The sequence below is a fragment of the Streptomyces sp. R21 genome (genome assembly GCF_041051975.1).
GTDB lineage: Bacteria > Actinomycetota > Actinomycetes > Streptomycetales > Streptomycetaceae > Streptomyces.
Map to the genome: position 1 here is coordinate 6,514,290 of NZ_CP163435.1, position 14,410 is coordinate 6,528,699.

The 14,410-nt window shown below is 73.4% G+C and carries 9 protein-coding genes; 1 reads left to right on the forward strand and 8 read right to left on the reverse strand.

Translation table 11 applies throughout. From position 1 onward, the window contains the following. Window positions 1–3,321, reverse strand: a complete 3,321-nt coding sequence (locus tag AB5J56_RS29105) for an FtsX-like permease family protein (RefSeq protein ID WP_369236590.1) — start codon at window positions 3,319–3,321, stop codon at window positions 1–3. 214 nt (window positions 3,322–3,535) lie between these two features. Beyond that, window positions 3,536–3,949: a globin gene (locus AB5J56_RS29110; RefSeq protein WP_369236592.1), complete on the reverse strand. Its 414-nt coding sequence runs from the start codon at window positions 3,947–3,949 to the stop codon at window positions 3,536–3,538. A gap of 157 nt (window positions 3,950–4,106) precedes the next feature. On the opposite strand from AB5J56_RS29110, the gene AB5J56_RS29115 reads away from it, so the two are divergent. After that, a complete protein-coding gene (locus AB5J56_RS29115; RefSeq protein ID WP_369236594.1) occupies window positions 4,107–5,087 on the forward strand; it encodes a methyltransferase domain-containing protein in 981 nt (326 codons plus the stop codon). A 36-nt stretch (window positions 5,088–5,123) separates the two neighbouring features. Here the strand turns inward: AB5J56_RS29115 and AB5J56_RS29120 are convergent, their stop codons facing one another. From AB5J56_RS29120 to AB5J56_RS29145, 6 genes are all read right to left on the reverse strand, one after another. Then, on the reverse strand, window positions 5,124–6,455 hold the full coding sequence (locus AB5J56_RS29120; protein WP_369236596.1) for an FHA domain-containing protein: 1,332 nt from the start codon (window positions 6,453–6,455) through the stop codon (window positions 5,124–5,126). Window positions 6,456–6,528: 73 nt separating this feature from the next. Then, on the reverse strand, window positions 6,529–7,875 hold the full coding sequence (locus tag AB5J56_RS29125; RefSeq protein WP_369236598.1) for a VWA domain-containing protein: 1,347 nt from the start codon (window positions 7,873–7,875) through the stop codon (window positions 6,529–6,531). Between the two features lie 112 nt (window positions 7,876–7,987). After that, window positions 7,988–9,409: a protein phosphatase 2C domain-containing protein gene (locus tag AB5J56_RS29130; RefSeq protein WP_369236600.1), complete on the reverse strand. Its 1,422-nt coding sequence runs from the start codon at window positions 9,407–9,409 to the stop codon at window positions 7,988–7,990. Then, a complete protein-coding gene (locus AB5J56_RS29135; protein ID WP_369236602.1) occupies window positions 9,410–11,965 on the reverse strand; it encodes a tetratricopeptide repeat protein in 2,556 nt (851 codons plus the stop codon). A 19-nt stretch (window positions 11,966–11,984) separates the two neighbouring features. Further along, window positions 11,985–13,310 (reverse strand): hypothetical protein, encoded by a 1,326-nt coding sequence (locus AB5J56_RS29140; RefSeq protein WP_369236604.1) that lies wholly within the window; start codon window positions 13,308–13,310, stop codon window positions 11,985–11,987. A 67-nt stretch (window positions 13,311–13,377) separates the two neighbouring features. Beyond that, complete coding sequence (locus AB5J56_RS29145; RefSeq protein ID WP_369236606.1) at window positions 13,378–14,403, reverse strand: glutamate ABC transporter substrate-binding protein; 1,026 nt, start codon at window positions 14,401–14,403, stop codon at window positions 13,378–13,380. Window positions 14,404–14,410 lie beyond the last annotated feature (7 nt).

Sequence of the window (14,410 nt, forward strand, 5' to 3'; positions counted from 1 at the left end):
TCACTCACCCCCCACCCGCAGCGAGTCGGCCGGATCGGGCCGGTGCAGGGCCAGGAACGCCGTCACGGCGAGCGGCGTGACGGCCACGGCGACCAGGAGCAACGCGACCTGAGTGAGGGGGAGTTCGACCAGGACGTCCGGGATCGGCTGGGTGGCGTCGGAGGTGAGCACGATGAAGGGGACGACCGCCCGGGCCAGCACCGCCCCCAGGGCGACGCCCACCAGTAGTGCCAACGCCACCAGCACTCCCTGTTCCGCGGCGATCAGGCGGGCCAGCTGGCGGCGCGGGGCGCCCAGGGCGCGCAGCACCGCGAACTCGGCGCCGCGCTCCCGCAGGGACCCGGCCGTGCTCACCGCGAAGCCGACCGCGGCCAGCGCCGCCGCCACCAGGGCCGCGGCGGCGAACGCGGCCTCGGGACCCGCCCCGAACGGGTCGTCGCGCAGCCGGTCCGCGATCTCGTCGCGCACGACGACCTGCGACGGCTCGATGTCGGGCCGGGCCCGCAGGGCGGACGCGACCCGGGGCGCGTCGCCCGGCGCGGTCCGCAGCCACCACTCGGTGGGCCCGACGCTCTCCCCGTACCGCGCCTCCAGCACCCGGTTCACGGAGCGGAGATCGACCAGCAGGGCCCCGCCGTCCGTCTTCCCGGAACCCTCCGTCGTGGGGAGCGCCCGCACACTGTCCACGATCCGCACCGTCACCCGCGAGCCGCCGAACGACACGTCCACCCGCTGCCCGGTGCGCGCGCCCGCCGACGTCAGGAACCGGTCGGTCGCGACCGCGCTGATCTCCCGCACCGCGGGCTGGGCCACGTGCAGCCGGACCGTGAAGGACGTGGCCTCGAAGGCGCTGTCGCGCGGGATGTACCCGGTGCCGTAGCGCACGCCGACCGAGGTCCCCGACGTGCCCGGGGTCTTCTCCAGGTGTGGACGCGTGGGCCGTGTCGCGGCGATCGGCGAGTTCGTGGTGGTGTTGACGCGGGACGCCACCGTCCAACTCCCCGGCAGTGACAGTGTTCGTGACGACCCGTCTGTCATCACGGCGCTCAACTTCGTCATCTCCAGCCTGTGTTGTTCGGCCCGGTCGACAGGCTGCACCACGTCGAGCTGGAGCCCCGTGAAGGTCAGCGGCTCCGCCGCCCTGCCCGTCGGGGCGTCGATGGCCTTCGCGAGGTCGACGGTGAGGGTGTGTACCCGTCCGTCGGTGGGGAGTTGACCTGCGGCGATGCGGTACGGGGTGCCGTAGCGGTCCAGGAGCGTGACCGCGACGTCCGCGTCGACGCTCTCCCCGCGGCTCCCCGCGTCACTCCCCCTGCCGCTCGCCGCCGCATCGCTGCGGATCCGCAGCGAAAGCCGCACAAGCGTGGTGCCCTTCGGGAGTGTCGCCCCGGTCGCCGCACCCTTCGGGCCGAGCCCCGCCACCAGCGGCCCGATGGGACGGTCGGCCAGGTCGCCCCGCAGCAGCACCCCGTCCGCCGAGTGCGCCGTGTCCAGCGCCAGCACCGTCGCCGTGCGGTCGCCGGACAGCGGCAAGGTCGTACGGACGGCGGGGGCGGCCTCGCGCACGCCCGGGACCGCGGCGAAGACGCCGGACTGGCCCAACTCGCCCTCCCCGCCCGAGAGCACGCGGACCGACGTACCGGCCCGGAAGTCCGCCTGGTCGTCCTGCGAGCGCTTCCAGGACGCGCCCTGGCCGATCGCGAGCAGGCCCAGGGCGACGGCCAGCACCAGGAGCAGCACCGGGCCCGCGCCGCGCATCGGTCGGCGGCTGAACTGCCAGCCCGCCAGCGCCGCCGGCAGCCCTCGCCCGCTTGCCGCACGCCGCTCGGCGAGCCGGGCCACCGGCGGCAGCAGCCGCAGCGTCAGCACGGTCCCGGCGAGCAGCGCCAGCGCGGGCGCCGAGACGAGGAGCGGGTCGATGCCGAGGGAGCCGGAGAGGTCCCCGCTCACCGCGCCGGAGTCCCGCCGGTTCAACTGCCAGTACGCGACTCCCGCGATCACCAGCAGGCCGACGTCCGCGCCCGCGCGCACCGGGGCCGGCAGCGAACGGGCCCTGCCCTCAGGCGAGTCGGAGGCCGTCAGCGCCGGCAGTGTCACCGCGAGGGCGCACCCCAGCGCCACGCAGGCCGCGACCAGCCAGACCCCGCCGCGCCCCGCCGAGGAGTCCAGCCGCAGCCCGATCCGCGCCAGGGCGCCCTGCCCGGCGAGCAGTCGGGTCAGCGGACCGGCGAGCAGCGGAGCGCAGGCCGCCGCGGGCACGGCGAGCAGCAGGGCCTCCAGTGCCGCGAACCCCGCGACCCGGCCGCGCGAACCGCCCCGCGCCCTCAACACCCTTGTCTCGCCCACGCGTTCGGCGCTCAGCAGCCGGGCGACGAGCAACAGGGCGTATCCCGCGAGCAGTCCGAGCTGCAGCGCGACGATCAGCAGTGTCGAACGGGAGACGAGAAGCGACCGCTCGACACGGTCCAGCACCTCGGGCAGCTGGGTCGTCACCGCCGTGGTCCCGCTGAGCGCGGGCACCTTCCGCAGGGAGGCGGTGCCCGTGCGGGCCGCGTCCCGCAGCGCGTCGATCCGGCCGGTCGTCAGTGTCGAGAAGTCGGCGGTCGCCAGCCAGCCGGTCTCCCCGGCGCTCACCTTGCTGCCGCTGAGCACGGCGGGGTCGGTGAGCAGTGGCCCGTACGTCGTGAAGGAGACCTTGTTGACCCCGCGGCCGCCCAGCTCGTCCAACTGCCAGTAGGGCGCGGTGATCCGGGCGGGCCGGTACAGGCCGGTGATCAGGACCCGCACCTTCGGGCCGCCGAGCCGGTCGACGAGGGTGAGCCGCGCACCGGGCTTCAGACCGAGGCGCCCGGCGGCGGTCTCGGGCAGCGCCACCTCGACGACCGGACCGCCCGGAGAGCGCGGCAGCCGTCCCCCGGTGACCCGCACCTGACCGCGGTCGAGCGCGGCGAAGTGCGTCAGATCGGGGTCGCCGCCGGAGCCCGCCCCGGGCCCCCGCAGCGAGCGCGGCAGGGCGTACGGGCCCGAACGGGCCAGGGTCCGCAGGGTCACCGGCAGCCCGGCGAAGGTCTTCCGTGCCGCTTCGCGTACGGCGCCGTCGGCGGCCCCGCGCCGCTGCGGCGGGACGTCGGCCTTGACGATCAAGGAGGTGTCTACGGCGTTCTGTTCGTCCAGCAGCGAGTGGCGCAGGGACGCGTCGCCGATCGCACCGGAGTACGCGGTGAGCGTCGCGAGGACGGACGTCGTCAGCAGGACGGTGAGCAGCGCCGCGGCGAGCAGCAGGCGGTGCGCCCGCGCCCGCAGTAGTACGAACCCCGTCACCCGGCCCCCCGCCGTAGTCCACGCCTGCGGGCGATGCTGTCAGAGGAGGAAGGCCACGGGTAAGCGCTTGTGGGCAGGGCTTGACCGGATTGTGATCGGAATCCGGCGCCCGACGACCGGAATGCGGCGTTCGGGCGACCGTAATCCGCCGTACGACCGTGATCCGCGCGTCGGTCGCCGACCGCGGTCCAACGCGCCCCTCAGCGGCGGGGGTTCAGCTCTCCGTGTTCACCATCGAAGCCGCCGCGTACGTCAGGTAGTTCCACAGCGTGTGCTCGTGCTCCTCGGAGAGGCCGAGCTCGTCGACGGCGACGCGCATGTGCTTCAGCCAGGCGTCGTGCGCGGCCCGGTCGACGGCGAAGGGCGCGTGCCGCATGCGCAGCCGCGGGTGGCCGCGGTTCTCGCTGTACGTCGTCGGGCCGCCCCAGTACTGGATCAGGAACAGCGTGAGGCGCTCCTCGGCCGGACCCAGATCCTCCTCGGGATACATGGGCTTCAGCAGCGGGTCCTCGGCGACACCCTCGTAGAAGCGGTGCACCAGGCGGCGGAAGGTCTCCTCCCCGCCGACCTGCTCGTAGAAGGTCTGCTCCTGAAGCGTGCCGCGCCGAATCTCTTTCACGCTCCCCATGGTCTCAGACGGGGTGACCGAGGACTCAAGGCTTAGGACCACCCGATCCGGCCCGGGACCAGCCGGCCTGGCTTGGACCAGTCGACCTGAGGGGCGGATTCCGGATGGGCCCGCCCCGGCGCTCGCCTCGTGGCCCGTACGGCAGCACAGTGGACGTATGAGCACGCATGCGCTCGACCATGACCTGGAGGCCCTCGCCGTCTCGGCGCAGGCGGCGCTCGTGCGCGAGATCGAGGAGAGCGGAGCCTGGGACGCGGACCCGGTCTGGCGGGAGGCGTTCGAGGCGGTGCCGCGCCACCTCTTCGTGCCGTACTACTACGTGGGTGCCCGCGGCGGCTTCGAGCGGCTGTGGGGCGAGGACCCCGACCCGCGGCGCCGCGAGCGCTGGCTGCGCGGGGTGTACGCCGACACCCCGCTGGCCACCCGGGTGCGCGACGGGGGGCTGATCTCCTCCAGCAGCCAGCCCTCGCTGATGGCGACGATGCTGACCGAGCTGGAGATCGAGGAAGGAAGCGCCGTTCTGGAGATCGGCGCCGGGACCGGCTACAACGCGGCGCTGCTCGCCCACCGGCTAGGCGACGCGCTCGTCACCACGGTCGACCTCGACCCCGAGATCACCGAGTCGGCGCGCGCGCACCTGGCGGCCGCGGGCCACCGGCCGACCGTCGTCACCGGCGACGGCGCCCGAGGAGTCCCCGAGCGCGCTCCCTTCGACCGGATCATGGCCACCTGCACGCTGAACTCGATCCCGCGGCCCTGGCTCGCCCAGTGCCGCCCCGGCGCCCGCATTCTCGCGCCGCTCGCCACCGGCCTGATCGCCCTGCGTGTCCGGGACGCCGGGCACGCCGAGGGGCACTTCCTGCCGACGGCCGCCTACTTCGTGCCGCTGCGTGGCGGCACCGGACCCGGGCCGGAACCCGGGCAGCTGGGCGGGCTGCCCCGCGGGGCCAGGAGCCACGAACTGTTCCGCTTCCTGCTGACCCTGACGGTGGGCACCCTCGACCCCTACGAGGCGTACGCCCTGTGGCAGCGGGAGGAGCAGCCGGAACGCGAGCGGTACGGGGTCACGGTCAGCGGCGAGCGCGTGTGGGCGTGGCTGGACGACCCCGAAGGGCCGTACGCCTGGCCGCTGCCGTGAACCCCGTACCGCCGAAGCCCGTACGAGACCTGCTGGTCAGCCCCTGCGGACGGTGATCGTCGTCCAGGCGCCGACGTGCACCCGGTCGCCGTCCTGGAGCGGGACGGGGACGAAGGGCTGGATGGGCTCCTCGCCGCCGTTGACCGTCGTCCCGTTCGTGGAGTTCTGGTCGACGACCGCCCAGCTGCCGTCCGGCTGCTGGACCAGCACCGCGTGCTGGTGCGAGACGCCCGGGTCCTCCGGCGGCACCGACAGATCTATGTCGGGGCTCTCGCCGGTGGAGTGCCGGCGGCGGCCGATGGTGATCTGGTTGCCGGTGAGCGCGCGCTGCTGCTCCGGTGAGTACGCGGGGAGGTTGAGCCCCGCGGCCTCGGGGCCGGAGCGCTGCATCATCGCCATGAAGTACTCGCGGTCGGGGCCGATCGTCGCGGTCCAGCCCAGCGGCTGCTGTTGCTGCTGCTGGTAGCCGGGGCCGGGCGGGGCCTGGGTCGCGCCCGGCTGCGGGTAGCCGTAGCCACCGCCCTGACCCGGGCCGGGGCCCTGACCGGGGCCGGGACCACCGGGCTGACTGCTGGACGGCGGGGAGAGCACCCAGTCGTCCTCGCCGACGCCGAAGGGCTGGGGGCCGCCGGGCCCCGGGCGGCCGGTCTCCTGGGGGTACCCCGTCTCCTGCGGGTATCCCGGAGGGGCCGGCGGGCCCTGCTGCTGGAAGCCCTGGGGGCCGCCGGGGCCGCCGTAGCCACCAGGTCCGCCCGGACCGCCGGGCGTGGGCCCGGGCGGCGGCGGAACCGGACGTGACGGGTCGCCGCCGAAGCCGGACGGGTCCCCGAAGGGCGGGGGGTCGCCGCGGAACGGCGGCGGGCCGGGCCGGGAGGGGTCCTGGCCGTAACCGTTCGGGTCCTGGCCGTACGGCGGGATCGGCTCCGCGGGCCGGTTGACCTGCGAGGGGCGCGAGCCCTGGTACTCGTACGGATCCTGGCCCTGGCCGCCGGGCCGGGCCGGCGCCTGCTGCTGGAACTGGAGCGCCGGGTTCGGGCCGCCGGGTGCGGGGGCCTGCGGGCGCGGGGCGGCCGGGGTGTACGAGGTCGCCGTATTGGTCAGGAAGTTCCACCGGCACTCCTCGCAGAACGGCGCGCCGCCCTCACGGGGCGTGCGGCACTGCGGGCAGAGCTCCGGCTCGGGGTCCGGCACGGCGGACAGATGCGGGCGTCCCTGGCCGGGCGGCGGGGGAGGCGAGCCGGGCGCCGGATAGCCGTAGCCGGGCGGCGGTGGCGGAGGGGGCGGGGGCACGGCACCGGCCATGCGGTGACCGCAGACCTCGCACCAGTCGTCGGAACCCGACTGGTGTCCGTTCGGGCAGGTCGGCATGTCGGCGCTTCCCCCTCTCCTTTTCCGGCCGTTTCGACCGGGTTTCTCCAGCTCCCCGCGGGAACCGGGCTCGCTACTTCTTTACACGAACAGTCTTTGTGGAACGTGTCTCGAGCGTCATTTCGTCGGCCTCTTCGACCTTTGCCTTCAATCGCACAGTACCTGCCGCGGCGTCGACCACGTCCACCACCTTCGCAAGCAGTTTCGCAGTATCGGCATTCCCGGAGGCGCTCGCGAGCTGAACGGCGCGGCCCAGCTTGGCCGTTGCCCCGTCGACATCTCCCGATTTACGGAGATCCAGACCCTGTTGGATGACTTGTGCCAGTTCCGCCTGGCCCGTGTAGTGCGCGACCTGCGGATTGATCGACGTGGAGGCCGACATGTCGTCCGTCCACACCGCCCGTACGAGCCCCTGCGCGCCCAGGTTCTGGACGGTTCCGTCGCCCTGCGGGATCACCAGCGAGACCCGGGCGGCCAGCATCTCCTGGCCGATGCCGGCCGAGGGGACCTCGACGCACACGTGGTAGTCGCGCGACTCGTCTCCCCAGGAACCGGTCGGGTAGTCGCCGGCGCGCGGACCGGCCTCGGTGCGGCGCTCGGTCAACTCCTCGACGGTGGGCGCGACTTGCTTGACGAACTTGATGGCGGTGCCGACCGGCGTCCACAGCCGCAGCGCGACGTCGGCGACCTCCTTGCCCATCGCCGTCTCCATCATCTGCGTGAAGTCGGCGGACAGGGCGGCCGGGTCGGCGACGATGTCGGCGGTGCCGAGCAGCGCCGAGGCGATCCCGGTGACCTCCTTGACCTCCCAGTCCGTGCCGACACCGCGCGCGTCACAGGTGAAGCGCCCGGCGCAGGAGTCGAGGGCGGCCTTCAGGTCCTCCGGCGACTCGTGCTCGTTGCGGCCGTCGGTGAGCAGGATGCCGTGCCGGATCGACACCTCCGCCGAGGACAGCAGACGGTCGGCGAGGCGCAGCCAGGTGCCGATCGCCGTGCCGCCGCCCGCGCTCAGCCTGCGCAGCGCCTGCTTGGCCTGGTCCCGGGTCCGGTCGTCGGCCACCGCGAGCCCGCCGCCGCCCGGGTAGACCTCCTTGGCGATGTGCGTGCCGCCGATCACCGCGAAGTGCACACCGTCGCGCACGGCGTCGATCGCGGCGGCCGTGGCGTCCCGGGCGCCCCGCATCTTCGCCGGCGGGTAGTCCATCGAGCCCGAACAGTCGACCATGATCGCCACGGCCGCGTCCGGGCCCTGGCCCGCCGTGTAGAGGTGCGGCGCGGCGACGGCACTGCCGATGGTGCCGCCCCCCGTGGCGCTCACCGTGACGATCGCGTTGACCTCGCGGCCGCCGTCGGGCAGGTACTCGTTCTGGTACACGTCCACCGAGAACTGGGGCACGTTCGACTTGGAGAAATTGGCCATGCCTTCTCTGATCCCCCTCAGGACTCCCGCGCCGTACGGCTCGTACGGCGCGGGTGATGACTGGATGCGGACCGGTCCCCTCCGGTCCAAGGACGCTCCCCGTGGCGCGGCCTCAGGCCGATCCTGCCCCCTGCGACGGGGCGGGGAACGGCACGACGGCCACTGTTACGTTGTCGTGGCCCCCGCCGTCCAGGGCGTGACCGACCAGGACCTGGGCGCTGTGCAGCGGCCGCTCGGCGGCGTCGAGGGGCACGACCTCGGCCATCTCCTCGGCCGCCTCCGCGTAGTTCCACAGCCCGTCGGTGCACACCACCACTACACCCGGCCGGTCCGGCTTGAAGGAAGCGGTGTGCGGTTCCAGTTCGTACGCGTCCGCGCCGAGCCAGCCCGTGATGGCGTGGGCGCGCTCGTCGGCGTAGGCCTCGGCCTCGTTCATCAGTCCCGCGGCCACCATCTGCGCCGCCCACGAGTCGTCCTCGGTGAGCCGGGCCGGGGGTGAGCTGCGGTCGACCGGGACCCAGTAGGCGCGGCTGTCGCCGACCCAGCCGACGATCAGCAGGGTGGGCGTGACGACGGCGCCGACCAGGGTGCAGGCGGGCGCGTTCACGTGCGGGAGGTGCTCGGCGTCCGCAGCGGGCGCGTCCGCGAGCGAGTTGACGGCCTCCGCGGCCGCGACGATCGCGTCGTGCATGGCCTGCTGCGGGTGCGTGCCGAGCGGCAGGGCCCCCAGGAGCGCCTCGCCCGCGGTGCGGGACGCGGCGAGGGAGGCCTCGTCGGGGCGGGTCGCCGAGGAGACGCCGTCGCAGACGATCGCGACGACGGCGGGTGACCCGTCGGGCAGCGCGGTCGAGGAGATCGTGAAGGCGTCCTCGTTGCGGTGGTGGCGCAGGCCCCGGTCGCTGACCGCGGCGACCGCGCCCAACTCCTGTTCCATGTGGTCGCGTTCGCGCGGCTGGGCATGCCCGCAGTTCTCGCAGTAGCCGTCGCTGTCCACGTTGCCCGAACGGCAGGCGACGCACTGCTTCGTGCCCGGGGCGGGCGTGGCCAGGTCGGCGGTCCGCGGGTCGGCCGGAGCCGCTGACACGGCCGGCGCCGCCGCCGGGGCCGGCGGCCCGGCGGGATGTGGTCCGGCGGGCTGCGGTGCGGCCAGGGGGTACTCGTCCGGCTCCGCGGGCCGGTCGAACCGTACGCCCGCCGGTTCGGCTCCCGGCTCCCGCTCCGGCCCCGACACGCCGCCGGCGTGCGGGAGTTCGGAGCCGCCCGAGTCGGTGCCGTGCAGGTCCGTCGAGAGGTGTGTGGGCGCGGGCGTGTCCGAGGTGTCCACCTCGGGGGCCACGGGCCAGTCCACGGACGGGGCCGCGGGGGGCCGCGGTGGCGTCCCGTTCATGGTGATCGTCGGGTTGTCGGCCGGCGGCGCGGGCACCGCCGACAGGTCGAACCCGCAGGCACCGCAGAAACGGTCACCCGCCTCCAGCGGCTCCTCGCAACTGGGGCACCGCGAAAGGGCCGTCGGCTGGGGCATCTGCGACATCAATCACACCCACGTCCGGGGGCGGTAACGGTTGGCCCGTTCCACCAGGTCGATCCTCTCCTCGCCGCCCCGCGCGAGCCGGGCCAGCGTCCGGTACGAGCGCTCCAGGCCGAAGCGGAGGCCGCGCTCGTCCAGTGCGCTGCCGAGCAGCACATGTCCGCCCCCGGAAGCCGGAGCGGAACCCTGGCTACCGGAGAGTACCCAGTCCAGGGCGCTGCCAAGGACTTCCGTCGACAACTGCTCACGTCGGACCGCGTCCAGACCGTATCCGTCCAGGGCCTCCACCTGGCCCGCGGCGGCGGTCAGGTCGTCCAGGAACGGTGCGGCGGCCGCTGCCGTCAGCTCCTCGGCCATCCGCTGCCGCAGCCGCGCCCGCACGGCCGCGACCCGCGCCGCCGTGTAGTGGATGGACGACTCCGGTACGGATTCCATCGTGCGTACGGCAGCGCGGCGGTCGCCCGCCGCGAGCTGTACGCGGGCCAGGCCGAACGCCGAGCTGACATAGCTCGGGTCGGTCGACCACACCAGGCGGTAGTACTCGGCGGCGTTGTCCAGCTGCCCGAGGACCTCGGCGCACAGGCCGAGGGCCAGCTTGGGCGCGGGCTCGCCGGGGAACGCGTCGTAGATCGCGTCGAAGGACAGCGCCGCGATCTCCTGTTCCCCGGTGGCCAGCGCCGCAACGCCCCGGTACCAGACCACCCGCCAGTCGTCGGGGTGGTCCTTCTCCAGGGCTTCGATCGCCTTGGCCGCGCTGTTCAGCTCGCCCATCTCCAGCCGGGCCCGCAGCTCGCGCAGGCGCAGCTCCAGCGAGCCGGTCGGCGCGGCGTGCAGGGCGGTGATCAGCTCCGCGGGCGCCGAGGCCATCAGGCCCGCCAGGAAGCCCGCGTTGGGGTCGCCCGGGTCGACACGCGGGACGGGCAGCGCGAGCGCCGTGGCGACCGGCTGCACGGGCTTGACCAGGGTGGCCGGGGCACTCGGCGGGAGCGCCGGGGTCCCGTTCGTCCCGTTCGCCGACGCGCGCTTCTTCGCCCGTACGGGAACCGCCCGCGCCCCGAGCCGCGACACGTCCCCGTCCAGCCGTCCGAACAACTCCGTGTCGGTGACCTTCAGTTCGGGTCCGAACAGGGTCGACAGGGCCGGGCGCGCCCGGCCCGTCTGCAGGGAGACGACCTCGCGCAGGACGCCCGTCAGCTGCTCGGCCATCTCCTGTGCGGAGGCGAACCGGCGGGCCGGGTCGGGGTCGGTGGCGCGCACGAGGAGCCGGTAGAAGGACTCGTACTGGCGGAAGACCTCGATGTTGTCCGGGTCGGGCAGGGAGTCCACGAACACGTTCGTGTAGCCCTGGAAGTCGAAGGTGAGGACGGCGAGGGTGCGGGCGACCGTGTAGAGGTCGGAGGCGACCGACGGGCCGACCTCGGCGACCTCGGGCGCCTGGTAGCCCACCGTGCCGTAGATGGCCGACTCGTCGTCGTCCATCCTGCGCACCGCGCCCATGTCGATCAGCTTGAGCTGGTCCTCGGTCTGGATCGCGTTGTCGACCTTGAAGTCGCAGTACAGCAGGTTGCGGCTGTGCAGGTGCCCGAGCGCTTCGAGGGCCTCGATGCCGTACGCGCACGCCTGCTCGACCGGCAGCGGGTCCCGCTTCCCGGCGGGCGTACGGCGGTCGTTGGCGATCTCCTTGAGGGACTTGCCGCCGACGTACTCCATGACGATGTATCCGTCGAGGGAGCCGGTGCGCTGGTCGAGGTGCTCGACGAAGTTGTAGATCCGGACGATGTTGGAGTGCTCGATCTCCGCGAGGAAGCGCCGCTCGGAGATCGCGGCCGCCATCGCGTCCTGGTCGCCCGTGTCGAGGAGACCCTTGAGGACGACCCAGCGGTCGGACACGGCCCGGTCCACGGCGAGGTAGACCCAGCCGAGGCCGCCGTGCGCCAGACAGCCCACGACCTCGTACTGGCCGTGCACGATGTCGCCGGTGCCCAGCTTCGGCACGAACGAGTAAGGGTGGCCGCACTTGGTGCAGAACCCCTCGGTGCGCCCGGTCCGCTCACCGCGCGAACGCCCCACCGGCGCCCCGCAGTCGGAGCGCGAGCAGAACCGCTTGCGCTCGGGCACCTCCGGGTTCTCCTGGACCATCCCGCGCGGGTCGGGCCGCGGCACGTCCGGTACCTGCACGAGCCCGACGCCGAGCCGGCTGCGCCCCGAGGTGCCGGAGGCCGTGCCGGAGCTGCGCACGGACACCGAACGGCCCGTGGACGAGCCCGACAGCGAGCGCGACAGACGTCCCGAGACCGAGCGCCGGGACTGCGAGGACCGCGACGAGGCCCGCGAGCTGGCGCGTGAACTGCTGCGCGCGCTGCTGCTGTTCGACCCGCGCGAACCCTTGCCGCCCGCGGTGATCCCGGTGGGCGGCGAACTCAGGCTCCCGTTGGCCGAGACGACCGGTGCCAGACCGCACGTGTCGCAGTACAGCTCGCCGCCGCCCACGTCCTCGTACGACCCCTCGCAACCGGGCCGCTGGCACTTCTTCTGCTGCTGACCGACAGGCAGCTGACTCACACTCCATCACCTCTCACGCTCACGCGTCCGGCCCCCTCCGGTCCGTGGGCCCGCCCTGGTCGGGCACCCGTGGGCTGAGCAGATCGGCGGCCGCCCGCTGATAGCGCAGCACGGCCTCCGACGCGACGCGCAGGTCGCAGGGCGCGCTCCACAGCATGCGGCGCGCCGCGTCGTAGCGCTCGATGAGGAACGGGTCCTCCGCGAGCCCGTGCCGGGCGACCTTCGCCTTGTACGCGTCGAGGCGGCCGCGCAGCTCCGCGCGGACCGCCAGCGGTGCGGTGACCGCGGTCAACGACTCGCGGGCACGCAGCAGTTCGTCCTCCGCCCGCTCCTCCAGCGCCTCCAGGAGCGGGGAGAGCCGGTGCCACTGTGCGTGTCTGCGGTACTCCGCGGCCGTCGCCAGCTGCTCCTGGAGCGCGGTCGGCGGACCGCTGACCGCGGGCACCTCGGACGCGGCGATCTTCGCGAGGACCTCGCCGCGGGCGCTGCGCGCCTCGGCGAGGGTGCGGTCCGCGCGGCTGAGCACATCGCGCAGCTTCACCAGCCGGGCCTCGGCGTCCTGGCGGACGGTGAGCACGGCGTCGATCTCGCGGCGCACCTCCTCCAGGGCGCGCGCCTCGCGGTCGTACGTCGCCGTGTCCGGACGTCCACCGCCGGGCGCCGAACTCCCTTGCGTGGGAACCCAGTAGGCCAGCGGGTCGGACACCACCTGTTCCCTGAGCGTCGTCAGGGTGTGGGTGATCTGTTCGAGGTCGTCGCCCGCCGGGTGCTCGCCGGGGCGCACGCCCACGGAGTGCGCGAGCCTGCGGGTGCGCTGGAGCTCCGCGGCCAGTAAATCTATCCGGGCGGGCAGCGCGGACCATACGGCGTCCGCGGCGACGACCATGTCGAGCGACGACGCGTACAGCTCGTTCATCCGCTCCACGAGCGCGGCCAGCGAGAAGTGCTCGCTCAGCTTGCCCGTGCCGGCGAGCGTCGGCGCGTTCGCCGTGGCCGTGGCGCTGCCGGCGACCGTGACGCTCTCGCCGCGCAGCAGCTCGGTGAGCTCCACCAGGTCCTCGCGGCTCGACCAGCGGCGCCGCGAACGGATCTCCCGCGCGGAGCGCAGCGCGTCGGCGTACGCGTCGAAGTACGCCCACAGCAGCGTGATCGAGGCCTCCGCCGCCGTCCAGCGCTCCTTGGTCGTGCCGGTCAGCTGCGCGCCTTCGAGGAGTCTGCGGCCCGCGTGGTCCTGGAGGGCGAGGAGCGAGGTCTCGATGGCCTCGTGCTCCGCGCCGAGCCGCGCCAGCGCACGGTCCACCTCGTCCCGGTCCATCACCGGCCCGGGGGGTCCCGTGACGCCCATCGATCACCTCTCGCTGCTCTGGTTGCCCGTAGTTGCTTCTGTGCTGCGTCGGTTGCGCGTACTTCGCCTACTGGTACTTCGCCGTGGGCGGGTTCGCCGACTCGGAGTCCGCGCCGAGGGTCGGCGACAGCCACTTGTCGTACGAGGCGCGCCAGCCGCTCTTGCGGTAGTCGACGAGGACCTGGTTGACCCGGCGTACCAGATCGTCCGCGGTCTTGTTCATCGCCACGCCGTAGTACTCGGTGGTGAAGCGCTTGCCCTTGAGCTCGACCGTCGGGTCCTGCGCGGCCTGGCTCGCGGCGAGCGCGCCGTCGGTCACCACGGCGTCGACCTCGCCGAGCTGCAGCCGTACCAGGCAGTCGAGTTGGTTGGGGACGGTGGTGGATATGTCGGCGGTGGAGGCGAGTTTGTCCGCCTTCTGGTCGGCCTCCAGCTGGTCGTGCGCCGTGGAGCCGTCCGCCGAGCAGATCTTCTTCTCCGCCAGCGACTTGTCGTACCCCGTGATGCCCGACTTCTTCGGGGCCAGGACCTGCTGGCCGGTCAGGAAGTAGGGCGCGGAGAACTTGACGTCCTCCAGCCGGTCACAGGTGATCGTCATGGTGCGGACCACCATGTCGACCTGCCCGCCCTGGATCGCGGGGATGCGCTGGTTGGTGGGGATGGCGTGGAAGCGGATCTTGTCCGGGCTGCCGAGGATGTCCTGGGCGATGCGGTGGGCCAGATCGATGTCGAAGCCCTCCAGGTCGCTGCCCTGCTTCGCGCTGTTCGGGTCGCGGTAGCCCCAGCGGTAGCTGTTCTGGTCGACGCCGACCGACAGATAGCCGCGCTTCTTGATGGCGGCGATCGTCCTGCCGCTCTCGCTCCCGGACGGGTTCAGGCTCTGGTCCTGCGGATCGGTGCACGCCTTCGCGGCCCGCGCCTGGGTGCCCTGGGCCACTCCCTGGCCGCCGATACCCGTGGATCCGTCACCGCTCCTGCCGGGGCCGCACAGCGGGAGCACCAGCGCGAACACCGCGGTGAGGGCGCAGGCGACAGCCATCGCGCCCACGCCGCCCCAGCCCTTCAGGCTTGCCCTCAGACGTCGTGCAGTCATTGCCGCT